This is a genomic window from Massilia paldalensis (genome assembly GCF_044901715.1).
GTDB lineage: Bacteria > Pseudomonadota > Gammaproteobacteria > Burkholderiales > Burkholderiaceae_D > Telluria > Telluria paldalensis.
Window position 1 is genome coordinate 183,655 of sequence record NZ_JBJCIU010000005.1, and the last position, 21,668, is coordinate 205,322.

General features: G+C 69.9%; 22 protein-coding genes. 12 read left to right on the forward strand and 10 right to left on the reverse strand.

The features are described from left to right. Positions 1–27: 27 nt before the first annotated feature. The gene (locus tag ACI1V7_RS23515) at positions 28–867 is read left to right on the forward strand and encodes an alpha/beta fold hydrolase (RefSeq protein ID WP_404534336.1); all 840 of its coding nucleotides are present in this window, start codon (positions 28–30) and stop codon (positions 865–867) included. A 113-nt stretch (positions 868–980) separates the two neighbouring features. On the opposite strand, the gene ACI1V7_RS23520 is transcribed toward ACI1V7_RS23515, so the two are convergent. The 3 genes from ACI1V7_RS23520 to ACI1V7_RS23530 all read right to left on the reverse strand — a co-directional run bounded on the left by ACI1V7_RS23520 (position 981) and on the right by ACI1V7_RS23530 (position 5,882). Then, entirely contained in the window at positions 981–1,805 is an 825-nt protein-coding gene (locus tag ACI1V7_RS23520; protein WP_404534338.1) for a sterol desaturase family protein, read from the reverse strand. 45 nt (positions 1,806–1,850) lie between these two features. Beyond that, a complete protein-coding gene (locus ACI1V7_RS23525) occupies positions 1,851–2,597 on the reverse strand; it encodes a PEP-CTERM sorting domain-containing protein (protein ID WP_404534340.1) in 747 nt (248 codons plus the stop codon). 240 nt (positions 2,598–2,837) lie between these two features. Then, entirely contained in the window at positions 2,838–5,882 is a 3,045-nt protein-coding gene (locus ACI1V7_RS23530; RefSeq protein ID WP_404534341.1) for a sensor histidine kinase, read from the reverse strand. 138 nt (positions 5,883–6,020) lie between these two features. Here ACI1V7_RS23530 and ACI1V7_RS23535 point away from each other — a divergent pair, with 138 nt between their 5' ends. Then, complete coding sequence (locus ACI1V7_RS23535) at positions 6,021–6,362, forward strand: hypothetical protein (protein ID WP_404534343.1); 342 nt, start codon at positions 6,021–6,023, stop codon at positions 6,360–6,362. Positions 6,363–6,380: 18 nt separating this feature from the next. On the opposite strand, the gene ACI1V7_RS23540 is transcribed toward ACI1V7_RS23535, so the two are convergent. Together ACI1V7_RS23540 and ACI1V7_RS23545 are read right to left on the reverse strand one after the other, a co-directional pair. After that, positions 6,381–6,572 (reverse strand): hypothetical protein, encoded by a 192-nt coding sequence (locus tag ACI1V7_RS23540; RefSeq protein WP_404534345.1) that lies wholly within the window; start codon positions 6,570–6,572, stop codon positions 6,381–6,383. Positions 6,573–6,710: 138 nt separating this feature from the next. Continuing rightward, positions 6,711–7,727 carry a TIGR03571 family LLM class oxidoreductase gene (locus ACI1V7_RS23545; RefSeq protein WP_404534347.1) on the reverse strand — a complete coding sequence of 339 codons (1,017 nt, stop codon included), beginning with the start codon at positions 7,725–7,727 and terminating at the stop codon, positions 6,711–6,713. A 389-nt stretch (positions 7,728–8,116) separates the two neighbouring features. Here ACI1V7_RS23545 and ACI1V7_RS23550 point away from each other — a divergent pair, with 389 nt between their 5' ends. From ACI1V7_RS23550 to ACI1V7_RS23570, 5 genes are all read left to right on the forward strand, one after another. Beyond that, a complete protein-coding gene (locus ACI1V7_RS23550; protein ID WP_404534348.1) occupies positions 8,117–10,144 on the forward strand; it encodes an ATP-binding protein in 2,028 nt (675 codons plus the stop codon). Continuing rightward, complete coding sequence (locus ACI1V7_RS23555; RefSeq protein WP_404534349.1) at positions 10,141–10,470, forward strand: helix-turn-helix domain-containing protein; 330 nt, start codon at positions 10,141–10,143, stop codon at positions 10,468–10,470. The genes ACI1V7_RS23550 and ACI1V7_RS23555 overlap by 4 nt, the downstream gene beginning before the upstream one ends. Positions 10,471–10,531: 61 nt before the next feature. Then, positions 10,532–12,391 (forward strand): amidohydrolase, encoded by a 1,860-nt coding sequence (locus tag ACI1V7_RS23560; RefSeq protein ID WP_404534351.1) that lies wholly within the window; start codon positions 10,532–10,534, stop codon positions 12,389–12,391. Positions 12,392–12,403: 12 nt separating this feature from the next. Next, on the forward strand, positions 12,404–13,108 hold the full coding sequence (locus ACI1V7_RS23565) for a YoaK family protein (protein ID WP_404534353.1): 705 nt from the start codon (positions 12,404–12,406) through the stop codon (positions 13,106–13,108). 76 nt (positions 13,109–13,184) lie between these two features. Further along, positions 13,185–13,532: a hypothetical protein gene (locus ACI1V7_RS23570; protein WP_404534355.1), complete on the forward strand. Its 348-nt coding sequence runs from the start codon at positions 13,185–13,187 to the stop codon at positions 13,530–13,532. Between the two features lie 112 nt (positions 13,533–13,644). Here ACI1V7_RS23570 and ACI1V7_RS23575 read toward each other — a convergent pair whose 3' ends face one another. Next, positions 13,645–14,427 carry a hypothetical protein gene (locus tag ACI1V7_RS23575; protein ID WP_404534356.1) on the reverse strand — a complete coding sequence of 261 codons (783 nt, stop codon included), beginning with the start codon at positions 14,425–14,427 and terminating at the stop codon, positions 13,645–13,647. A 285-nt stretch (positions 14,428–14,712) separates the two neighbouring features. Between ACI1V7_RS23575 and ACI1V7_RS23580 the strand changes: the two genes are divergently transcribed. The 4 genes from ACI1V7_RS23580 to ACI1V7_RS23595 all read left to right on the forward strand — a co-directional run bounded on the left by ACI1V7_RS23580 (position 14,713) and on the right by ACI1V7_RS23595 (position 17,824). Next, positions 14,713–15,129 carry a hypothetical protein gene (locus tag ACI1V7_RS23580; protein WP_404534358.1) on the forward strand — a complete coding sequence of 139 codons (417 nt, stop codon included), beginning with the start codon at positions 14,713–14,715 and terminating at the stop codon, positions 15,127–15,129. Between the two features lie 148 nt (positions 15,130–15,277). Then, complete coding sequence (gene udk, locus ACI1V7_RS23585; RefSeq protein ID WP_404534360.1) at positions 15,278–15,919, forward strand: uridine kinase; 642 nt, start codon at positions 15,278–15,280, stop codon at positions 15,917–15,919. 119 nt (positions 15,920–16,038) lie between these two features. Continuing rightward, positions 16,039–16,995 carry a hypothetical protein gene (locus ACI1V7_RS23590; RefSeq protein ID WP_404534362.1) on the forward strand — a complete coding sequence of 319 codons (957 nt, stop codon included), beginning with the start codon at positions 16,039–16,041 and terminating at the stop codon, positions 16,993–16,995. Between the two features lie 7 nt (positions 16,996–17,002). Continuing rightward, positions 17,003–17,824 carry a TlpA family protein disulfide reductase gene (locus ACI1V7_RS23595; protein WP_404534364.1) on the forward strand — a complete coding sequence of 274 codons (822 nt, stop codon included), beginning with the start codon at positions 17,003–17,005 and terminating at the stop codon, positions 17,822–17,824. On the opposite strand, the gene ACI1V7_RS23600 is transcribed toward ACI1V7_RS23595, so the two are convergent. After that, positions 17,811–18,644 carry a metallophosphoesterase gene (locus tag ACI1V7_RS23600; RefSeq protein ID WP_404534365.1) on the reverse strand — a complete coding sequence of 278 codons (834 nt, stop codon included), beginning with the start codon at positions 18,642–18,644 and terminating at the stop codon, positions 17,811–17,813. The two genes, ACI1V7_RS23595 and ACI1V7_RS23600, sit on opposite strands and share 14 nt — an antisense overlap. Before the next feature lie 120 nt (positions 18,645–18,764). On the opposite strand from ACI1V7_RS23600, the gene ACI1V7_RS23605 reads away from it, so the two are divergent. Beyond that, the gene (locus ACI1V7_RS23605) at positions 18,765–20,252 is read left to right on the forward strand and encodes a S41 family peptidase (RefSeq protein WP_404534366.1); all 1,488 of its coding nucleotides are present in this window, start codon (positions 18,765–18,767) and stop codon (positions 20,250–20,252) included. 19 nt (positions 20,253–20,271) lie between these two features. Here the strand turns inward: ACI1V7_RS23605 and ACI1V7_RS23610 are convergent, their stop codons facing one another. The 3 genes from ACI1V7_RS23610 to ACI1V7_RS23620 all read right to left on the reverse strand — a co-directional run bounded on the left by ACI1V7_RS23610 (position 20,272) and on the right by ACI1V7_RS23620 (position 21,637). Further along, positions 20,272–20,895, reverse strand: coding sequence for a response regulator transcription factor (locus tag ACI1V7_RS23610; RefSeq protein ID WP_404534368.1), 624 nt, complete (start codon positions 20,893–20,895; stop codon positions 20,272–20,274). An 80-nt stretch (positions 20,896–20,975) separates the two neighbouring features. Then, positions 20,976–21,380: a response regulator transcription factor gene (locus ACI1V7_RS23615; protein ID WP_404534369.1), complete on the reverse strand. Its 405-nt coding sequence runs from the start codon at positions 21,378–21,380 to the stop codon at positions 20,976–20,978. Continuing rightward, complete coding sequence (locus ACI1V7_RS23620) at positions 21,377–21,637, reverse strand: XapX domain-containing protein (RefSeq protein WP_404534370.1); 261 nt, start codon at positions 21,635–21,637, stop codon at positions 21,377–21,379. The genes ACI1V7_RS23615 and ACI1V7_RS23620 overlap by 4 nt, the downstream gene beginning before the upstream one ends. Positions 21,638–21,668: the final 31 nt, after the last annotated feature.

Below are 21,668 nucleotides of genomic sequence, written 5' to 3' on the forward strand. Positions count from 1 at the left end.
GAGATTTCTCACCTGAAAGGACTTGCCATGACCATCACCCGCACCAGCAACACCATCACCACCCGCGACGGCACCACGATCTACTTTACCGACTGGGGCCATGGCCCGGTCGTCACGTTCAGCCACGGCTGGCCGCTGAATGGCGATGCCTGGGAAGACCAGATGATGTTCCTGGCAGAGAAAGGCTTCCGCGTCATCGCCCACGACCGCCGCGGCCACGGCCGTTCGAGCAAGACCTGGCACGGCAACCACATGAACGACTACGCGGACGACCTGGCCCAGCTGATCGAGGCGCTCGACCTGCACAACATCACCATGGTTGGCCACTCGACCGGCGGCGGCGAAGTCGCGCGCTACATCGGCCGCCACGGCAGCGACCGCGTCAAGAAGGCCGTGCTGGTCGGCGCCGTGCCGCCGCAGATGGTGAAGTCGCCGACCAATCCGGGCGGCCTGCCGATGGACGTGTTCGACGGCATCCGCAACGGCGTGCAATCGGATCGCTCGCAGTTCTTCAAGGACCTGAGCGCCCCGTTCTACGGCTTCAACCGCGACGGCGCCAAGACCTCGCAGGGCCTGCGCGACAACTTCTGGCTGCAGGGCATGCAGTGCAGCATCCGCGCCGCCTACGAGTGCGTCAAGCAGTTCTCGGAAACGGACTTCACGGAAGACCTCAAGAAGATGGACATCCCGACCCTGCTCGTGCATGGCAGCGACGACCAGATCGTCCCGATCGACGCCGCGGCCCGCCGCGCCGTCGAGTTCCTGCCGCAGGGTCGCCTGGTGGTGTACGAAGGCGCCCCGCACGGCCTGCCGTCGACCCACAAGGATCGCCTGAACGCCGACCTGCTGGAGTTCCTGCGCAGCTGATTGCCTGCCCTGGCATGAAAAAAACCGCCCTTCCCTGCCGGGATCGGGCGGTTTTTTTCATTCGGTGGAACGGCTGCCGTGGTCAGGCAGGGTGGCCACCACGTGCCCACCGTTCAGCGCTCGTTGGTCGCCGGTGCCGGCGCCGGCGCCAGCGGATCGAGCAACTGGCCCGCCAGCGTCGCCGGCTGCGGCGTGTCCGTGCCGTATTCGGCCGGCCAGTGGCGCGGCAGATAATGGCTGCCGAACAGGCGGTCCAGGACGGGCAGCGTGGACGCGTAGTTGCGGTTGATATGGTCGTGGCGGCTGTGGTGCCAGTGGTGGAACGCCGGCGTCGTCACCAGCCATTCCAGGGGACCCAGGCGCCAGCGCAGGTTGGCATGGATGAAGAAGCCCCATGCCAGCCCGACGAGCGTCAGGGCCACGGGCAAGCCGCTGCCCGCGACGCTCGGAGCGGCAAGGCCCAGCAGGTACAGCGGGACCAGGCCGCACAGGCGCGTGACGACCATGTCGACGGGATGGGTGCGGGTGTTCGCGAGAAAATGCATGTGCTCGGTGCTGTGGTGCAGCGCATGGAAGCGCCACAACCAGGGCAGCTCGTGGCTCAGGCGGTGGCCCCAGTAGACGCCGATCTCGCCGACCACGAAGGCCAGCGCGACGCGAGCGAGGGCCGGCAGGTCCTGGACCGCCGCGAGCAGCGCACGGGGCACGACGTGACCGGCGGCAGCCGCCAGCAGCGCCACCGGCACGCTCAGCACGAGGATGGGCACCAGGCTGCTGATCACGTAGTAGGCGACGTTATGCAGCAGCTCGCGCCGCGACACGCGCGTGTGGTGGGCGCCGAACCAGCGCTCGAGCGGCACGAAGACGGCCGTCAGCAGTACCAGCCAGGCGCACAGGCGCAGCGCGGTCAGCGCGAATTCGTGCAGGGAAGCACTCATGGATAGACGATCTGGTCGACGTTCACGGCGGCCGGAAGGCCGCGCTCAGACGCGCTTGGCGCGGCGGCGGCGCGCCGCGAAGCCGGCCAGGCCGATGCCGCCCAGCAGCAGGCTCAGCGTCGACGGTTCCGGCACCTTCGACTCCAGCTTGACATCGTCCAGCAGCAGGAACGGCGGCGCGCCGGACGAGCTGCTCTTCGCCAGGAACGACAGGATCTCGCTGGTGCTGGTCGCCGTGAAGGTCATGCTGGCGCCCTTCCAGCCGCTGAAGCCGCCGTTCGCGATGCTCAGCATGCTCGTGTTCTGGAACGTGCTGCCCAGCCCGACCTGCCAGTAATTGTTCAGGTTGTCGCCGTTGAAGCCGGCCTGCTGCGACAGCGCATAATCGAAGGTCAGCGTGTAGTCCTTGCCCACCGTCAGGCCGCTGATCGTCTGGAACAGGTAGCCCGGGTAGTACAGCGGATCGGAGGCGAAGAAGTTGCCGCCGCCCGGCGAAGCACCGAAGCCGTTGCTGCCGCCTTTCAACTGCAGGGCGGAGGCACTGGTCGTCGCGGTCGACGCGTTCAGCAGGAAGTTGTAGCCGCCATCGTTGCCGTTGTAGCTGGTCCAGCCAACCAGCGTCGTCTGGCCCTTGGCGGCCGCCGTCGTGGTGTTCGCCGCCAGCTGCTTGTTGCCGCCGTAGGTGGTCAGCTCGAAATTCCCGTTGGTGACGAGGAGCGGGGCCGCATCGGCGATGCTCGCGCTCAGGGCGGCGGCGGCGGACAGGGACAGCAGGATCGATTTCAGGTGCATGGTGCGTTCTCCAATCAATGTCGGACAGTAGAGGGGGACTGCCGGCAGTGTTTGGGCCGACGGCGGCGCGACGGCTGCAATTCCGTCGAACCTTTGACGCGCACTTAGCTGAAATTTGACAAAACTAATTGCACTGATGAGATTCTACCCAACATGTGCTGGGAAGATCAATACCAATAGACAATTTTTGTTGTGTATTAGAAATTTATTGTCGCGATAGGCGCAAGCTACCGGGCGCTCCTATCCCCACGCCGCTTCGGCATCCACCAAGTAGGCGATACGGGCGGCGACCTGCAGCTCCACCCGCGTGCCCCTGCTCCGCATCCGGCCGATGTCCAGGCGGCCGTTGACGCGCATGGCGCGCTCGCGCATGCCGACCAGCCCCCAGTGCTTCCCCTTGACGCGCTTGCGCACGAGGCTTTCGTCGAAGCCGACGCCGTCGTCCGTCACGCGCAGCGCCAACCCGCCCCGTCCATAGTCGAGGACGAGTTCGACCAGCGTCGCGCGCGCATGGAAGAAGGCGTTGCGCAGGGCCTCGGCGCCGATCTCGGCGATCTCGTCCTGCACCTGCGCGCGCATGGGCACGCGCGCGCCCGTCACCGTCATCCGGAACGCCGTGTCGGGGAAGGTGGCGGCCAGTGTCTTGCCCGCTTCCTCGAGCACGCGCTCGGCATCGCGGCCGGAACGCAGTTCGTGCACCTGGTTGCGGCCTTCGGCGAGCGTACCGTCGGCCTGGTCCAGCACCGTCTCGAGCTGCTTGCGCACGGCGTCTCCCGGCGGCAGCTTTTTCGCGGCAGCGTGGACCCGCAGCACCAGGCCCTGCACGCTTTGCAGGAAGGTGTCGTGCAGCGTGCGCGCGATGCGCTCGCGCTCGGCCAGGCGCGCGTCGTGCCGTTCGGCGATGCGCCGGGTCTCCACGCTCAGGCTGTAGTGATACAGGCCGTACAGGGCCAGCGCCGCGCAGGCGACCAGCGCCGTGCGGAAGGCCAGGCTTTGCGTGACCGTCGGCTCGATGACGATGACGGTCGCGGCATCGGCGGCGCTGGCCACGCCATCCTCGTTGATGGCGCGTACGCGGAACGTGTAGCGCCCCGGCGCGATATTCGTGTACCACGCCGTGCGCCGCAGGCCGCCGTCCTGCCAGCCGGGGTCGCGCCCTTCCAGCATGTACTGGAAGTGCACGCCGTCGGCGCGCGACAGGCTCGGCGCGCCGTACGCGATCGAGAAGTCCTGGGTCCCTGACGGCAGGCGCACCCGGGCGCCGCCGTGGATCTGTCCGGCCGCGTGGACGGCGGAGATCGACACGACGGGCCGCAGCGTATCGCGTTCCAGCCGCCGCGGATCGAGCTGCACGATGCCGCTCGAGGTCATGAACCACATCCGGCCGTCGGGGTGCGTGTACACGCTGTGCAGGCGGCTTTCCAGCATCGCCTGGCCCGGGTAGCCGTCGTAGGAATCGATCAGCGTGTAGCGCAGCGGCACGGCCGGATCCGCCATCGCGGCGCGCCAGTCGGCGGCGGCGACGCGGACGATGCCGCGCGCGCCGTTGAGCCAGCGGTCGCCGTCCGGCGAGATGCCCAGCCCCGACACGTTGCGCAGCACGGCCGGAACGGCCGCCCTGAGCATGCGGAAGCGGCCCCGCTGCAGCACGGCGATGCCCTCCTCCCCCGTCGCCAGCACGTCGGGGCCGTCGATCACGGTGACGAGGCGGCCGATCATGCCCGCGCCGTAGGTGGCCGTACGCGCACGCTCCCAGAGGACGACGGTGCCGTCCAGCGTGGCCAGCCAGATCCTGCCCTTGCCGCCCGGCGCCGACGTGTACAAGTTGCGCGGGAAGCGCCAGTGGTCGCGGTAGTGCCAGGTACCGTCCTCGAGGCCCACGACGCCGATCTCCGATGCGCCGATGAACAGCGCCTTGCCGTCGTCGAGCAGGCCGAAGAGCGACAGCGGGACATGTCTGCCGTCCGGCGTGGGCGGCAAGTCGATGCGCGTCTCCACGCCATGGCTGCGCCGGAAGATGGCGTTCCTCCCGCCCAGCAGCAGCGCGCCGTCGCGGTCGTTCGCGACGACGGTGATTGGGCGTGAACGGTCTTCCTGCACGCTGCCGTCCTTCCGGATCTTCCACACCCGCCGCTCGATCGATTCGGCGACCCAGACGTCGCCCTCGGTGTCGCGCGCCATCGTGTAGCTGTTCTTGCCGGAATCGATGGGGACGCGCGTTACCTTGTCCGCATGCAGCCGGTCCAGTCCGTCCCTGGTGCCGAACCAGAGGTTCCCCGAACGGTCTTCGAGCAGGCAGTTGACGTTCGTCGCGGCGAACGGCGCCAGTTGGGGCGGCTGGCCGCCCGGTGTCGGCATCACCGCCCCGTCGAGCGCACCGGCGCCCGCAGCCAGGCATACGCCGGCCGGACACCCGGCGAGCCACAGGTTGCCGTCGCGGTCGAACTGGCCGCGCGCGCGTGATTCCACATGGTTGGCGTCACGCGCGGCCGGCAGCGCCGGCGTGGGCACGGGTGCCGGCACCGGGCTCGCGACCGGCTGGCCGTGACCCGGCTCCTCGGGAAGTGCCCACAGGCGGCCATCGGGCGACTGGGCCAGGCGCATCAGGGACGTCGTGCGCACCACGCGGCGCAGCCGCTGTGCCGCACGGTCCAGCAGGTAGATCCCGTCCCGCCTGCTCCACCAGACGCGTCCATACTGGTCGACCAGCACCGTCGAGGTACCCTCGTTGGACAGGCCCGCACCGTCGAGATGGTGCGGGGTGCCGTCGGCGTCGACCGTGCGCTGCGCCTCGATGCGGCGCCAGCGCCCTTGCGCGAAGTGCCACAGGCCGGTGCTGGACGCCACCCAGGCGCTGCCGTCCGCGTCGAACGCGAACGCCAGCGCGAACCCGACGCCTTCGCCCGGCAGCTCAGGCGTGATGTCCTTGACGACGCCGCCACGCAGCACGAACATGCCGCGCGCGTCGTCGGCGATCCACAGCTCGCCGCCGGGGCGCGCCACGAGCACGTCGATGCGGGTGGGCATGCGGCGCATGCGCGGCACCTTGACGCGACTGAACTCGATGCCGTCGAACCGGTACAAGCCGTTCGGGGTCCCGAGCCACAAGGTGCCGTCCTCCGTCTGCGCCATGCTGCGGATGTCGAGCGGCGCCCCATCAGCGGCCCGCCATGCGGTATGGGTATAACCGGGCAAGGGCGGCGCGGCGCGCGCAGGAGACAGCACTACCGGCAGCAGCAAGGCAAGCAAGAGAAAGACGCAGCTGCGCAGCAAGGAGTGAAGCATGTACGGTCGTCGTTACGATAAAGCAGTCAGTGCAATATTGTGCACCGGTCGGCGCTCATTGCCTATCATTAATTGTTTTCGCAATTCCGCGGAGCCTGCCGTGCGGCCGCCCGTCCGCCGGCGCGCTATAGTCGGGCCATGGCCGACCAGCAACGCTACCCCACCACCCCCGACGGCCGCTACTTCGTCGTCGCGGGCCGCCTCTGGCGCACCAGCAATCCGGCGCTGCCTCCCGGCGAGCGCCAGCGCCTCGTCGATGCGCTGATGCTGGCCCGGCGCCAGGTCGGCGCCGCCAGGAAGACCGGCGATGCTGAAGCCGAGCGCTGCGCCCGATCCGACGTGGACGCGGCCAAGCGCGCGCTGGGCGAACGCGGCCCCGTGTGGTGGACCGACGGCGCGCCGGACTTCAATCGCCGGATGGTCGCCGGGACGCCGTATGCGGCCTGGCATGCGGCGCTGGACCGGACGGATGCGTCCTGAGCAACGGGGATCGATGGTTCAAGCGGGCAGCTCCGCGACATGGTGCATCCCGTCGAGCGGATGCGGCTGGCCTGCCGGCACCGGCTCGTCATGGGCGCTGAACAGGCTGAACATGGCGATGCCCGGCGACGAGGCCGGATGCACCTGCAGGACCACGCACAAGCCGCCCATCAGCAGGCCGAACAGGACGAACGTCAGATAGTATTTCATGTTCCGCTCCTTGGATCGGCTTCGCTGTCGATAAGCCGGATTGGCGACTAGGCAGATTAACGCGCCTGCAGGGGATTCCGCTGACAGCGGCCTGCCATGGAATCCATCTTAGGACGGCGCGCGCCCGTGCGCCATCATCTATTCGTATGAGGCGGACCTACCAGAGGTCAAGGAGGCGGCCCGCAGCGCCGGCAGCCGCGGTACGATCTCGCTTCCCAGTTCCTCGATCTGCTCGGCGACCGCGCGCGGTCCCTGCAGGTTGAGCAGCATGTGGGCCACGCCCAGGTCCGCCATGCGCTCCAGGTAGCCGAGCAAGGCATGCCTTCCCGCGCGCAGGCCCAGTTCCAGCGGCTGGGCCGGCGCGGCCGGATCGGCCAGCAGTTCGAGCTGCAGCGACTGCACGAAGGGCTTGCACGCCCCGCCGGCCCGTTCCTCCAGGGCGCGCCGCCACAGTGCGATGCGGCCCTGCTGGCGCGCCTCCTCGCGGTGGTAGGTGGCCCAGCCGTCGGCATGGGCCGCGATCCATTGCAGCGACTGGCGCGCGCTGCCCACGGCCAGCATCGGAATGCGCGCGGCCGGCGCCGGCGTGGGCACGAAGCCGGCCGTCGTCTCCAGCAGCGGCGCCCGCTCGTCCGCGTCCGGCGCGAGCGCGGCACGCAGCAGCGCCCAGCGTTCGCGAAACAGCGCGTCGCGCTCGGCGCCGACGCCGAAGGCCGCGAATTCCTCGGGACGGTCGCCCGATCCCAGTCCGAGGATCATGCGCCCGCCGCTCAGGCGGTCGAGCGACCAGGCGGCCTTGGCGAGGTGCAGCGGCTGGCGCAGGGGCAGCACCGCGGCCGCCGTGCCGATCGCGGTGCCGGGCGCCGCCAGTGCCAGCGCCGCCAGCCACACGAACGGGTCGTCCAGCACCGCCGCCTCGCCAAAGCTCCCCTGCGGGATGATCAGGGGCACGTCGCGCGTCCACAGCGCGGCGATGCCCAGCGCGCCGGCACGGGCCGCAAGCGCCGTCTCGCGGGCGACGTCGGCCGGTGCATCGGGCGCCCGCAGCAGCGGGGTCATGAGGCCCAGCGTCAGGTGGCCGGCGCCCAGCACCTGCGCATGCGCGCGGTTGAAGCGGGCGCCATCGAATGCGCTTTCGCGCTCGTCCTCTTGCATCGTTCCTCCTTGCGTGGTCTGCCTCCCAGTATTGCGCGAAACGGGCCGGCCTGCAGGCGCCGGTCCGTTTACTTTGCCCGTTCGCGCCTGTCCGTTTGCGCCTGTCCGTTCGCGCCTATCCGTTCGTATAACTGGCGCCCATGGCCGCCGCTACCGACAATCCACGTATCCGACCCGAGGACGACCGAATGAACCTGCGCAGCCGTTGCCGGCATGGCGACCCGATACTGCCCGCTCCCGCCTACCCGGCACGCCTACCCGCCATGCATGGGCGCCGGGCGAAGCGACCTGCGCTCCTTCTTTCGTATGAGGGCATATTCCTACATCGACGCGATACTGGTCCTACCCTGGCCCAACACCTGCCGGAGGCCTGTGCCCCTTACGCGCCGATGAACTCACCGATCTTCCCGACCCGCACCCGGTCCACGTCGCGCCTTCCAGGCGCGCCCACGGACCTCCAGGAGCAAGCCTGCCACCGCGCCTGGCTGCTGCTGCGCAGCGCCGGCGGCCGTTTGCCGTCCGCGCCGCGCAGCAGCGATCCGGAACTCGCCCGCGAACTGCAGGACGCCTTCAATGCCGGCCGCCTGCCCGGCACGCTGATCGAGGCCGAGCTGCGGCGCGCGCTGGAGGACGGCCCCAGCGACGCCACGCTGCTGGCCCTGACGCTGCTGGCGGCGGCCGCGCTGGAACGCTGGCATGGCGCCCGGCGCGCGCTGGCGCTGGCCCATGCCTGCGCCGAACTGGCGCGCTTGCCGGAAGCGCGCGACGTCGCCGGCGCCGTGCTGCGCGCCCATGGCGCGCTGGTGCTGGCGCGCGTGAGTCCGCTGCGCGAGGCAGCCATGCTGCAGGCCGAAGCCTGCCGTTTCGCGCCGGTGCGCCCCAGCGTCATGGCGCGCAACGCGTCGCTGTGGACCAGCCTGCGCCTGCTGGGCGGCGCCCCGCTGCCCGAGCTGCTGCACTACGCCGAGGCCGTGCACCAGGCCGCCCCGCGCTACCAGGAAGCGGACGACATCCCCGTCGCCGTGAGCCAGCTGGCCGGCCGCATCTCGCTGTACCACTACCTGGCCGGCAGCGCCATCGACGCCCCCGTGGCCCGGTCCGCGCTGGCGCCCATCGACGCGCCCCATTTCGGCTGCTGGCTGACGCGCCTGCAGGTGGCCTATTTGCGCGGCAACACCGCCGTCGCGCGCAGCGCGCTGGAAGCCTCGGCCGGCCTGCTGACACCCCTGACGCCGCCGTGCGAGCTGCTGCCCTACCACCTGTTCGCGGTATTGACGCTGGCCCAGCCGGACGGCACGACGCCGGCGCTGCGCAGCCGCCTGCGCGGACACCGCCGCGTCCTGCAGGAATGGGCCGAGCGCAGTCCCGGGCACGCCGGCGCGCTGGCCGAGCTGGCCCGCGCCGCCGAGCAGGACGCGGCCGGCGGCGCGCGCGCGCTGTCCACCTACGAACAGGCGGCAGGCCGCGCCCGCGCCGCCCAGCTGACCTGGGTCGCCGCGCTGGCGTGGGAACGCGCCGCCGCCCTGTGCGCCCGATTGGAGCTGCAGGCGGCACTGCCGGCCTACCGGCGCCTGGCGCTGGACGCCTGGCGCGACTGGGGCGCGCACGGCCGCGTGCGCGAGCTGATGCAAGCCTGGGACGCGCAGCCGCCGGCGCACCGGGGCGCGCAGGACGAGCCGGCCGAAGAGCGCCGCGCCGCCCGCGCCGATACCGTGGGCGAACTCGGCGTCGCCATCGCGCACGAGGTCAACCAGCCGCTCGCCGCGATCCTGCTGCATGCGGCGGCGGCGCGGCGCTGGCTGCGCCGCGCCCAGCCCGACGCCGGGCGCGCACTCGAGGCGCTGGAACAGATCACCGCCTGCGGACGCCAGGCCGGCGACATCGTGCGCAGCGTGCGCGGCCTGGCGCGGCGCCAGACCGAGGACGTCAGTACCTTCCCGATCGACGCCGCGCTGCTCGAAGTCGTGCAGCTGCTGCGCGCGCTGATGCAGCGCCAGGGCGTGCAGTTCGAATGCCGCCTGCAGCTGCCGGGCGTGCAGCTGCACGCCAACCGCGCCCAGGTCCAGCAGATCGTGATGAACTTGCTGCTCAATGCCGTGGAAGCCCTGGCCGGCGTAAAGGGCCGCGCGCGCCGCATCGTCCTGGCCTCGGAGATCGTGGGGGCGGCGCAGGTGGAGCTGCGCGTGACCGACAACGGCCCCGGGGTGGCGGCCGACGAAGCGGCGCGCATCTTCGACGCGCTGTATTCGACCAAGCCGCACGGTACCGGCGTCGGCCTGTCGATCAGCCGCGCCATCGCCGAGGCGCACGGCGGCCGCATCGAGTTGGAGCCGGCCGCGCCGTGCGGCGCCACGTTCCGGGTCGTGCTGCCGCTGCGCTGCGCGCCCGCCCTTCCAACGGACAAGAACGCATCATGAACGACCTTTTCTTCGCGCCCGTGGAACGGGTGCGCCGCTACATCGACGCCAACCTGACCGAACCCCTCACGCTGGCCGACCTCGCCGGCCACGCCGGCCTGTCGCGCCATTATTTCTCGCGCCTGTTCCGCGCCGCCACGGGCGACCCGCCCATGCGCTACCTGATGCGCCGGCGCATCGAGCACGCCCAGGGCATGCTCGCCGACCGCCGCCACAGCGTGTGCGAGATCGCCATGCTGCTGCATTTCGCCGACCAGAGCCATTTCTGCCGCAGTTTCCGCCGCCGTACCGGTCAATCGCCGCTGCAATACAGCCGCGCCCACTGAACCGGAACGGTGCGACCATTGTCCAAACGGACGCAAGCATCAACCGTCACAGGAGTTTTACATGACCACACCCGCCATTGCCGACCTGATCCTCACCAACGGGCGCTTCCATACACTGGACCGCAGCCGTCCCGAAGCCGATACGGTCGCCATCGCCGACGGCCGCTTCGTGGCGGTCGGCGACGCCCAGGAGGTCATGCGCCACCGAGGCAACGCGACCCGGGTGATCGACCTGGCCGGACACACCGTCGTCCCGGGCCTGAACGACTCGCACCTGCACCTGATCCGCGGGGGCCTGAACTACAACCTCGAACTGCGCTGGGAAGGCGTGCCCTCGCTGGCCGACGCGCTGCGCATGCTGCGCGAGCAGGCGCAGCGCACCCCGCATCCGCAATGGGTGCGCGTGGTCGGCGGCTGGAACGAATTCCAGTTCGCCGAAAAACGCATGCCGACGCTCGAGGAACTGAACGCCGCCGCGCCGGACACCCCCGTCTTCGTGCTGCACCTGTACGACCGCGCCCTGCTCAACCGCGCCGCGCTGCGCGCCGTGGGCTACGACAAGGACACGCCGAACCCGCCGGGCGGAGAGATCGTGCGCGACGGCGCCGGCAACCCGACGGGCATGCTGATCGCGCGTCCCAACGCCATGATCCTGTATGCGACGCTGGCCAAGGGTCCGACCCTACCGCTGGAGCAGCAGATCAATTCGACGCGCCACTTCATGCGCGAACTGAACCGCCTGGGCCTGACCAGCGCCATCGACGCCGGCGGCGGCTTCCAGAACTATCCGCAGGACTACCAGGTCGTCGAGCAGCTTGCAGCCGAGGACCAGCTCACCGTGCGCATCGCCTACAACCTGTTCACCCAGAACAAGGGCAAGGAGCTGCAGGACTTCCAGAAGTGGACGGACATGGTCACGCCGGGACAGGGAACCGACTACTACCGCCACAACGGCGCCGGCGAGATGCTCGTGTTCTCGGCCGCCGACTTCGAGGACTTCCTGGAGCCACGCCCCGAGCTTCCGGCGGGCATGGAAGACGAGCTGGAACAGGTGGTGCGCCACCTGGTCAGCCAGCGCTGGCCGTTCCGCCTGCACGCCACCTACGACGAATCGATCTCGCGCATGCTGGACGTGTTCGAGAAGGTCGACCGCGAGATCCCCTTCGCCGGCCTGCGCTGGATGTTCGACCATGCCGAGACCATCAGCGAGCGCAACATCGACCGCGTGAAGGCGCTGGGCGGCGGCATCGCGATCCAGCACCGCATGGCCTTCCAGGGCGAGTACTTCGTCGACCGCTACGGCGCCGAGGCGGCGCAGCACACGCCGCCGATCAAGCGCATGCTCGATACCGGCATCCCCGTCGGCGCCGGCACCGACGCCACCCGCGTGGCCAGCTACAACCCGTGGACGGCGCTGTACTGGCTCGTCTCGGGCCGCACCGTCGGCGGCCTGAAGCTGTACGACGCCGCGTCGCGCCTGGACCGCCACACGGCGCTGGAGCTGTGGACGGCGGGCAGCGCCTGGTTCTCCAGCGAGCAGAACAAGAAAGGCCGCATCCAGGAAGGCATGCTGGCCGACCTGGCGGTGCTGTCGGCCGACTTCTTCCGCGTGGACGAGGAAGCGATCAAGGCCATCGAATCCGTGCTGACGGTCGTCGGCGGCAAGGTCGTGTTCGGCCAGGGTCCGTTCGGCGATTACGCGCCGCCGGCGATCCCCGTGCTGCCGGAGTGGTCCCCCGTGGCCAAAGTGCCAGGCCACTACCGCCCCGTCGCCCAGAAGGCGGCGGCGCTGCCGCACCAGTGCCGCGGCGCCTGCTCGGTACACGCCCACGCGCACGACAAGGCGCGCCGTTCGAACGTGCCGGTCTCTGACTTCTCGTCCTTCTGGGGCGCGTTCGGCTGCTCCTGCTTCGCATTCTGAGGGGGGACGACGATGATGAAACCCAGCGACCTGCTGCTCGGCGTCAGTCTCGGACTGATCGCCGGCTACGTCGACACGGCCGGCTTCGTCGCGCTGTTCGGCCTGTTCACCGCCCACGTCACGGGCAACTTCGTGCTGATCGGGACGGAGCTCGCCAGGCCGTCCGCCGGCCACGTGCTGCCGCTCAAGCTGCTGGCGATCCCGGCGTTCGCCGCCGGCGTCATCGTCGCGCGGCTGCTCGACTTCCGCTGCGCGCGCCTGCAGCACAATCCGGCCCGTCCGCTGCTGCTCATGCAGTTCGTGCTGCTGACCGGCTTCATGGTGGCCGGCCTCGCCGCCGCCCCCGACCTGGCCCCCCAGGCGCCGCTGGTGCTGGTCGCCGGCATGCTGGGAGCGGCGGGCATGGGCGTGCAGAACGCGGCCGGCAAGCTGGAGTTCGCGCGGCTGGCGCCGACCACCGTCATGACGGGCAACGTGACGGGCATCCTGATCGACGCCACCGACATGGCCACCGGCCGCGCGACGCCCCCCGTGCGCGAGCGCTTCGCGAAGTTCTTCTGGCCCGTGCTGGCCTTCGCCATCGGCTGCATCGCCGGCGGCTCGGCCTATATGTGGATCGGCTTCTGGTGCCTGCTGCCCGCGCTGGCGTTGCTGGCGTGGCTGGCGGTGCTGGACTGGCCCGTGCCCGTCCCCGCGGCGGCGGCCAAGGCGGCCTGAGCTTCCTGAGCGTCTTTTCCCCGACCGCCGCGCCGTGCATGCGGCGCGGCGGCACCGGCGGTGCTATGCTAGGGCCATGACTACCGATTCCGATATCGAACTGTCCGGCCCCTTCCAGGCCAAGGACGGACAAGGCCGTACCCTCGACGTCAAGGCGATCCGCATCTTCGACGAGGGCTACGGGATCATCGACGTGTACGTGGACTTCAAGGCGAGGCTCGAACCCGGCGCGCACAAGGAGCCCGTGCTGCTGCGCCAGATCGTCGACCGCCTGCGCGCGGTCGGCTACAAGGGGCCGGACTTCGGCCTGGGCGACCCGGGCCTGCAGGAAAGCAGCCTGATCGTGCTGGAGGCGCCCGAGGAGTTCGCGCCGTTCGCCAAGGGCCGCGGCTGGAAGAATCTTGCCGAGGACTTCGACGAGTAAGGCTGGCCACGCAAACACACCGTCGCCCCTGCGCAGGCAGGGGCCCAGGTTTGCATGCCGCGAGCAACGTTGAGCTCCTGCCTGCGCAGGGGCGACACGTCAGCGACTCACGTCACGAACGGCCGCCGTGCCTGCGTTTGCGCCGCTGGCCGGCACGCCCCATCACGGCCAGCCCCGCCAGGCCGCCCAGCAGCATCGCCGCCTCCGTCGGTTCCGGCACGGCGGCGATCGCATTCACCGAGACGTAGAAATTGGTCTGCACCGCCGTATCCGTATCGTTCAGGTAGACGAGCGTCAGGCCCTGGTGGCCGGCGCTGTCGTTCGTCGGCACGGCAGTATGCGTGAACCGGAAATCGATCGGCGGATTCGGATTGTCGCCGTCCAGCGCGCCGACCTGCAGGGAAGATTGCGCCCAACCGGGCACGCCCCCCGTCACGGAGTCGGCCCAGCTCACGAACCCCGTGATGACCAGCTGCGTATGCGGCAGCAGCATGAAATCGACGCCGCCGGACATATTGACACTGACGCGGCCATCGGGCCCCAGCGCATCGTCGGCGAACGCCTTGACGGTCGTGCTGCCGAAGCCCGCCCCGGCATGGCCCTGGGCGAACGACGTGCCGAACGTGTGCAGGCTGTCCAGGTCCGTCGTCTCGTCGACGGACGCCTGGAAGTCGACACCGTAGTACGGCGCCGTGGCCGACGACACGACGCCACGCAACTGCCGGTATTGCTGGTTCAAGGCCAGGTAGCCGCCCGCCACCCCGTCGTCGGGTGTCAGGTCGATCACTTTCCACTGCACATCTTCAATCGAGGTAATCGAGGTCGTTGCTGCCAATGCGGACGGGCCAGCCAGGATGCAGGCTGCCAACAGCGGAAGGACGGCGCTTGTCTTCATTAGGGCTCTCCATGAGTGGTCGGGACGCGGCGCGGCATGCGACGCTGCGGCGATTCTGCCTCGGCCGCGTCTTGACGGGAGCACGTTAAGGTTGGGGCTGCCTATTCCTGCGGTGTGATATCCGCACCGGACAAGGATGGTCGCCGCACCGTAGAAATTGCCATATGGAAATGCTATAGTGCCTGTCTATGCCGCGCAGACGCACTCCAGGCGCGTTGATCACCCTTCATTTCCCTGAATGACCCCATGCGTATTTATCCAGCATTGTGCGGACTAGCCCTCGCCATGGCGCTCTCCGCTTGCGCCTCCATCCCCGGCCTGAACAATATTCCCATGTGGCACGGCGATCCAGCCAAACTGCAGGCGCTCGGGAAAGGCGCGCCAATGGCCGAGGTCGACAAGGCGCTGGGCAATACGCGTGTGCTCGCAACGGACAGCATCGATGTCGGTGGCGTGCCTTACCAGTTCCGTCTGTACGACTGGGTCCAGGACACCGTGCTGAAGAAGACGGTGTGTTCCCAGTCCTGTACGTCGAACGTGGACTACGTGAAGGTGCCCTATGCGATTGTCTACGTCGGCGCCGAACCGCGCCTGCATGCGTGGGGCACGTTGAAGGAACTGGACAAGAGCGCGGACCCGGCCGTGGCGCGCGAGTCCGGCCAGCTCTTGCTGCGCTACTACAAGATCAAGTACCCCCGCTAACACGCTTTCCGACGCGCCCCCTTCGGGCTGCACCGACCAGCTGCAGGGCGGCCACCTCGACCGACGCAGGCGTGCCGCGCGCACGCGGGACACCTGCGTCGGATCGACGACCCTGTCGGTTCCCCCGCCACTCCGGTATCATGCGGGGATGAATGCAATTTCCACCCCTCCGTTTGTCATCGGTGTCGCCGGCGGAAGCGGCAGCGGCAAGTCGACGGTGACGCAGCAGGTCCTGGCGTCGTTCGGCACCGAGATGGTGTCGGTCGTGATGCAGGACGATTACTACCGCGACCAGTCCGACCTGTCCCCCGAAGTACGGCGCAAGCAGAACTACGACCATCCGCAGGCGTTCGACTGGCCCCTGCTGGTGCAGCACGTGCGCGCGCTGCGGGCCGGCGAAACGATCGCCATGCCCGAGTACGACTTCACGGTCGACAACCGCTCCGACAAGACGATTCCCGTCAAGCCGGCCCCCGTCATCGTCATCGAGGGCCTGTTCGCCCTGTACGACGCAGACTTGCGCAGCATGATGTCGCTGAAGATCTTCGTCGACACGGCGCCCGACGTGCGCTTCATCCGCCGCATGCAGCGCGATATCGCCGAGCGCGGCCGCACGATGGAAAGCATCGTCACCCAGTACATGGACACGGTGCGGCCGATGCACAAGCAGTTCATCGAACCGACCAAGCGCCATGCCGACGTCATCCTGCCGCACGGCGCCAACGGCCCCGCGGTCGACGTCATCACCACCAAGGTGGCGAGCGTTATCGGGCAACTGAAGCGCCCGTGATCCACATGCCGCGCGCGGCTGAGCCGCCGCCGCCGGGGCCGCGCCCCGTATTGACGCCTCGATCCTGTAAAATTTGATAACTGGAAATTCGCAATCCCGTTTTCAAAGTCGAGGAACCGATGAACGACCTGAAGGAACCCGTGGCCCGGGCGGCGCACCCCGGCGCCCGGCCGCGCCGCTCGCGGCTGCGGGTGCTGCTCTACGTGCTGGCCGGGGCCGTCCTGCTGGCGCTGGTCGTCGTCGGCACGGCTGCCTACCGCGGCACGCCGCGCGTCGCCATCGACGAGGGGGCGGTGATCGACAGCGTCATGGCCGCGACCTATGGCGGCTACTCGACGGAAAAGGAGGGCTGGCTGTACAAGGGCGACGACGACGTCACCTACCTGATGCGCGTGGTGCAGCAACAGAAGATCACCGACGGCGCCGACGGCGACGAGCTGTACTTCATCGCCAGCGGGGCCGCCGTGGACGGCAGCGAGCACGCCGTCTACGGCGCCTTCCACCTCCACCCGGCCCGGCCCTGGGACGGCAACCTGGCGCAGGCGAGCCTGCAGGTCAAGTACGAATCCACGCTGGCCGTGCGGCCGGAACAGGTGCGCTTCCTGGCGCTGGGCGCGAACCTGCGCGGCTGGATCGTGCAGGCGCAAAGCGGCACCGATCCCACGCAGGCGCCCGTGACGACCACCAATACCGTGCTCGCGCCGCACGGCGGCGAGATCGCCGTGCTGGGCGAATTCCTGGCCGCCCGCACGGCGCGTCCCGCCGTGCCGTGCGAGGCGGCGCAGGCTGCCTGGACGGCCTGGGACCGGGACACGGCGCCGGCAGCGCCCGCTGCGGCCGCCGCGGCTGACGATGCCGACGACACGGAAGAGGACGAAGAAGAGGAGCCGCTGCGCTGCGAGCAGCGCACCTGGTCCTACCGCATCGCCCCTTCCGACGGCCCGCTGCCGGCGCCAATCACGGTGACGGCCGGCGGCACGCTGGACGGCCGGCCGGTCGAGGCGCACACCTGGGCGCTGGCCTTCGACCCGCAGCGATTCGGCTATGCGATCCCGCGCGAACTGCGCGACGAATAGGAACAACATGACGATCGGACCATTTTCCTTTGCGCCCGGCGTGCTGACGGCACTGCTGGCCCTGTTCGCCGCGCTGGGCGTCGGCAATGCCGTGGCCAGGCGCGCCAGCGTGAACGTCGAGCGCGCCCTGTGGCTGTGCGCCGCGGCCGCCCTCCTCGCGGGCCGCGCCAGCTTCGTCGCGCGCTGGTGGTCCGGCTACGCGGCCGATCCGCTGCGCCTGCTGGACCTGCGCGACGGCGGCTTCGATGCGCCCGTCGCCGCGATCGCCGCCGTGCTGTGCGGGGCGCTGCTGGCGTGGCGGCAGCGCCCGGCCCGCGGCGCCATCGCCGCCGGCCTCGCGGCCGCCTTCCTCGCCTGGGGAGCGAGCCACCTGTGGTGGACGGCGCGCGAACCGGCCGGCGCGCTGCCGGCGCTGACGCTGGAGACGCCGGACGGCGCACGTATCGACCTGCGCACGCTGGCGGGCCAGCCCGTCGTGCTCAACCTGTGGGCCACCTGGTGTCCGCCGTGCCGGCGCGAGATGCCGCTGCTGGCCCGCGCCCAGCGCGCGCATCCGGGCGTGCGCTTCGTGTTCGTGAACCAGGGCGAGGACGCGGCGGCCGTCGCCGCCTACCTGCGCGCGGCAGGGGTCGAACTCGACCGCCTGCTGCTGGACCGCAGCGGCGCGCTGGGCCGCGCGACCGGGTCGCCGGGGCTGCCCACCACGCTGTTCTTCGACGCCGGCGGGCACCTGGTGGGCCGCCGCATCGGCGAATTGTCGGAGGCGACGCTGGCGTCGCACCTGCAGGCGGCCGGCGCACCGGCGGCGAGCGCGCCTACAACACGATGACCAGGTCGGGGCGGAACGCTTCCTGCTCGCCCTTGCCCGCATAGCCGAGCGGATTCGCGATGACGTGGCAGGTCCGGCGGCGGCCGTCCGTTTCCGTCTCGACGCGGTAGTCGTTGGCGCAGTGCAGGTGGCCGTGCATCCACACGTCGGCCAGGGCGAACATGTCGTCCAGCGCATTGCAGAAGCCCGCCGTGCCGGGCGTCAGGCCGTAGCGCGGATCGGCGCTCTTCAGGCTGGGCGCATAGTGGGTGACGGCGACGGTGGTGCCGTCGAACGGCGCGGACAGGGCGGCCCGCAGCCAGTCCTGGCAGTCGAGCGACATCTCGCGCTGCTGCTCGGCCAGCACGGGCTGGCCGTCCTTCAGGGTGGTGTTCCGAGCGAGGTAGTAGTTGGCGGCGCGGAAGGCCTTCTCGCGCGCCTTGAGGCGCTTGGCGACGTCGGACTCGCGGCTCGCGAGCGCATCGAAGTCGGCCCACAGCGTGGTGCCGACGAAGCGCACGCCGTCGATCGTCACCGTCTCGCGGTCCAGCCACTCGATGCCCAGACGTTCGCAACTGGCGCGCAGGCGCGCATATGCCACGTCGTACTCGAGCGCATCGAATTCGTGGTTGCCCGGGATGTACAGCACGCGCGCCTTGGGCGCATCGGCACGGCGCGGCGAAAAACGCGCCAGGCCGAAGTCCTCGTCCGTGAGGCGGGAGTGGGACTGGTAGGAACCGATGTCGCCGGCCAGCACGACGACGTCGGTGTCGGGTGCGATGAAGGGGACGAAGCCGGCATTGCGTTCGAGGTGGAGATCGGAAAAAAGCTGGATGCGCATGCGGCCAGTATAGCGCCTTCGCCCCCGGCACGCGGGCGGGCGCCGCGGGCGTGACAAAGCGCGCATTTTCCTGCGTCATCGTTTGTTACGCTTCGTGCATCCCCACCCCGACCGCCCGCCATGCCCGCCCGTCATCTCCTGCGCACTGCCCTGCTCTCCCTGGCGCTCCTGTCCGCCACCGTCCACGCCGCGCCGGATGCGCCCGACTGGGCAGCCAGCGCGCGCCAGGACATCCGCTTCGCCATCGACACCGTCGCGACACGCCATGCCGGCATCGTCGCCGGGCTGCCCAGCGTCTCCGCGCCGCTGGCCGCGGGCAGCGCCCTTGCACTCGCACAGGTCGACAAAGTACAGTCGGAACAGGACTACCTGCGCCTGATGCGGCGCTTCATCGCGGGCTTCGGCGATCCCCATACGGGCATCGACCTGCGCCAGAAGACGCGCGGCTGGACGGGCATCGTGCTGGACCTGGTGGACGGCCGCTACCGCGTGGTGTGGGCGGAACCGGGCTGGCCGACGCCCCTGCCGCCCACCGGCGCCATTGTGCAAAGCTGCGACGGCGCCTGGATCGGCACCTGGCTCAAGGAAGAGGTCGCGCCGTTCAACAGCGCCAGCGTCGAGTATGCGGGCACCTTTTCGGCCCTGGCCCAGCAGGTAATGTTCGACGCGGGCCTGGGCTGGACGCCCAAGGCCTGCGTATTCGACCTGCCCGACGGCAGCCGCCGGCGCTATGCCTTGCCGCTGCAGGTGGCGGGCGATGCGGCGGGCGATGCGGCCACTGTCGCACGCTTCGACACGGTGCGCCGGGGCGCCGCTGCGCGCGCGAAACCGGTCGGCATGACGGCGCTGGGCAAGGGCCGCTACTGGGTCGGCATGCCCGACTTTAACGGCGCCGCGTCGGGTGCCGCCTACGGGGCGCTGTACCGGCAGCTCGCCACCGTGAAGGACGCGGACTGGATCGTGTTCGACCTGCGCGGCAACGGCGGCGGCGACTCGTCCTGGGGCCGGCGCGCGCTGGGCGTGCTGTTTGGAGAAGCCTACGGCCGGGAGCTGGCGGAAGCGGGCGGCATGCAGAAATACCTGATCGCCGACGCCGCCACCATCGCCCTGCTCCAGCACTATGCGGCGGCGCCCGAGTTCGCCGCGTCGAAGGATGAATTCGCCGCCGACCTGGCGAAGGTGCGGGAAGCGATGCGCGCCGGCCGCAGGATGGCCCAGGTCAGCGGCGCGCCGCCCGCGTCGGACGCGCCGCCGCTGCCGCTCGTCGTCAAGCGTCCGCACGGTCCGCGCCTGGCCGCCGTCATCGACCGCAACTGCTTCAGCTCGTGCATGAACTTCGTCCAGCAGTTGCAGGCGACGGGCGACGCCGTGCTGCTGGGCGAGGCGACGATCGGCTATTCGCCGCTGGGCGAGATCGCGCGCGTCGACCTGCCGAGCGGGCGCGGCGCGCTGTACATCCCCACCGCCTTGTACGTGACGGCGCAGGCGACGCGCGAACCCTTCGTGCCCGACTACCCGTACCCGGGCCGCATGGGCGACGACGATGGGCTGGCCGCCTGGGTCGGCCGCACGCTGGATGGGCTGCGACAGGAGCGCCAGGGGAAATGACGTCGTGGCGCGCGGGCGCTCAGCGCCGGCGCGTGATCTCGATGCCGAGCCGCTCGGCCATGCGCACCAGCTCGGCTAGCGTGCGGGTCTGCATCTTCTGCATCAGGTTGCGCTTGTGGACCTTGGCCATGATCTCGCTGATGCCCATCTCGTCCGCGATCTGCTTGTTGAGCAGGCCGCCGATGGCGAGCGCGAACACTTCCCGTTCGCGCGGGGTCAGCTGGGCGTGGAGCGCGGCCAGCCGGTCCGTTTCGCGGCGCTCGGCGATGCGCGCGCTGTCGGCGGCCAGCGCCTCGCCCACGGCCGCCAGCAAGGCGTCGGGATCGACGGGCTTGGTCAGGAATTCGTTGGCCCCCGCCTTCATCGCGGCGACGGACAGCGGGATCGTGCCGTGCCCCGTCAGGAAGATCACGGGCAGGGCCAGGCGGCGCTGCGCCATGTGCTGGAGCACTGTCATGCCGTCGACCTGCGGCATCTGCATGTCCAGGATCACGCAGGAGGGAACGGCGGGCGCCGGTGTATCGAGGAAATCGGCGGCCGACGCGAACGTGGCCACGCGATAGCCTTCCGCCTCGAGCAGGTCGGACACGGCGCTGCGGATCGTCGGGTCGTCGTCCAGCACCATCACGAGGCGCTCGCTCATCCCTGTCTCCATTTCATTCATTGGGGCAAGAATAGCGGAAAATGCTGCGTCGCGCCAAATGGGAAATCGGAAATCGCGGTTCACTGGGGCGGACTCGCAGGCTGGCTCGCGGCCGGTATCGCGTCGATCAGCGCCAGCAGGCAGTCGGGGTCGACCGGCTTGCGCATCAGGCCCAGCGCGCCGGCGCGGCGGGCGCGTTCGTCCAGGCGCGGATCTTCGTCGCCCGTGATGAAGATGAGCGGCAGGTGCGGGGCGCCGGCACGCAGGCGTTCGCCCAGGGTAAAGCCGTCGCCATCGCCCAGGTGGATGTCGAGAATCGCGCAATGGGCCAGGCCCGCGTCCTGCGCCGCCAGCAGCGCGGCGCCATCGCCGAAGCCCACCGGGGCATAGCCGGCCGCCGTCAGCAGGTTGAGCATGGCCGCGCGCACGGCCTCGTCGTCGTCGACGACGAGGACGCGGTGCGGCGCGTCGGCAACGAGATTCATGCCGTGGGGTCTTGCGGCGCCTGGCGCGGGGGCTCGACGCCGCTGATGCGGCTGACGCACTCGGTCCGGAACCAGGAGATCGTGACCGGCTCGCCGGCAATCAGGCGCTTGGCGATCGGCACCGCCTGTTCGCCCACCAGCATGCCGAACAGGCCGATCAGCGCGATGGCCGGCGGAGCCGGCGAGCGCACCTGCAGCAAGGCATAGATGCAGCCGACCAGGAGGCCGACCGCGAGGGAAACCAGGTAGAACTTCATGGGCGCTCCAGTGGGAAAAGTGGCGCCGGGC

Coding starts and splice junctions, on each gene's coding strand:
- ACI1V7_RS23515 (WP_404534336.1), top strand. CDS start 28: ATGACCATCACCCGCACCAGCAACACCATCACCACCCGCGACGGCACC.
- ACI1V7_RS23520 (WP_404534338.1), bottom strand. CDS start 1,805: ATGAGTGCTTCCCTGCACGAATTCGCGCTGACCGCGCTGCGCCTGTGC.
- ACI1V7_RS23525 (WP_404534340.1), bottom strand. CDS start 2,597: ATGCACCTGAAATCGATCCTGCTGTCCCTGTCCGCCGCCGCCGCCCTG.
- ACI1V7_RS23530 (WP_404534341.1), bottom strand. CDS start 5,882: ATGCTTCACTCCTTGCTGCGCAGCTGCGTCTTTCTCTTGCTTGCCTTG.
- ACI1V7_RS23535 (WP_404534343.1), top strand. CDS start 6,021: ATGGCCGACCAGCAACGCTACCCCACCACCCCCGACGGCCGCTACTTC.
- ACI1V7_RS23540 (WP_404534345.1), bottom strand. CDS start 6,572: ATGAAATACTATCTGACGTTCGTCCTGTTCGGCCTGCTGATGGGCGGC.
- ACI1V7_RS23545 (WP_404534347.1), bottom strand. CDS start 7,727: ATGCAAGAGGACGAGCGCGAAAGCGCATTCGATGGCGCCCGCTTCAAC.
- ACI1V7_RS23550 (WP_404534348.1), top strand. CDS start 8,117: ATGAACTCACCGATCTTCCCGACCCGCACCCGGTCCACGTCGCGCCTT.
- ACI1V7_RS23555 (WP_404534349.1), top strand. CDS start 10,141: ATGAACGACCTTTTCTTCGCGCCCGTGGAACGGGTGCGCCGCTACATC.
- ACI1V7_RS23560 (WP_404534351.1), top strand. CDS start 10,532: ATGACCACACCCGCCATTGCCGACCTGATCCTCACCAACGGGCGCTTC.
- ACI1V7_RS23565 (WP_404534353.1), top strand. CDS start 12,404: ATGATGAAACCCAGCGACCTGCTGCTCGGCGTCAGTCTCGGACTGATC.
- ACI1V7_RS23570 (WP_404534355.1), top strand. CDS start 13,185: ATGACTACCGATTCCGATATCGAACTGTCCGGCCCCTTCCAGGCCAAG.
- ACI1V7_RS23575 (WP_404534356.1), bottom strand. CDS start 14,427: ATGAAGACAAGCGCCGTCCTTCCGCTGTTGGCAGCCTGCATCCTGGCT.
- ACI1V7_RS23580 (WP_404534358.1), top strand. CDS start 14,713: ATGGCGCTCTCCGCTTGCGCCTCCATCCCCGGCCTGAACAATATTCCC.
- udk (WP_404534360.1), top strand. CDS start 15,278: ATGAATGCAATTTCCACCCCTCCGTTTGTCATCGGTGTCGCCGGCGGA.
- ACI1V7_RS23590 (WP_404534362.1), top strand. CDS start 16,039: ATGAACGACCTGAAGGAACCCGTGGCCCGGGCGGCGCACCCCGGCGCC.
- ACI1V7_RS23595 (WP_404534364.1), top strand. CDS start 17,003: ATGACGATCGGACCATTTTCCTTTGCGCCCGGCGTGCTGACGGCACTG.
- ACI1V7_RS23600 (WP_404534365.1), bottom strand. CDS start 18,644: ATGCGCATCCAGCTTTTTTCCGATCTCCACCTCGAACGCAATGCCGGC.
- ACI1V7_RS23605 (WP_404534366.1), top strand. CDS start 18,765: ATGCCCGCCCGTCATCTCCTGCGCACTGCCCTGCTCTCCCTGGCGCTC.
- ACI1V7_RS23610 (WP_404534368.1), bottom strand. CDS start 20,895: ATGAGCGAGCGCCTCGTGATGGTGCTGGACGACGACCCGACGATCCGC.
- ACI1V7_RS23615 (WP_404534369.1), bottom strand. CDS start 21,380: ATGAATCTCGTTGCCGACGCGCCGCACCGCGTCCTCGTCGTCGACGAC.
- ACI1V7_RS23620 (WP_404534370.1), bottom strand. CDS start 21,637: ATGAAGTTCTACCTGGTTTCCCTCGCGGTCGGCCTCCTGGTCGGCTGC.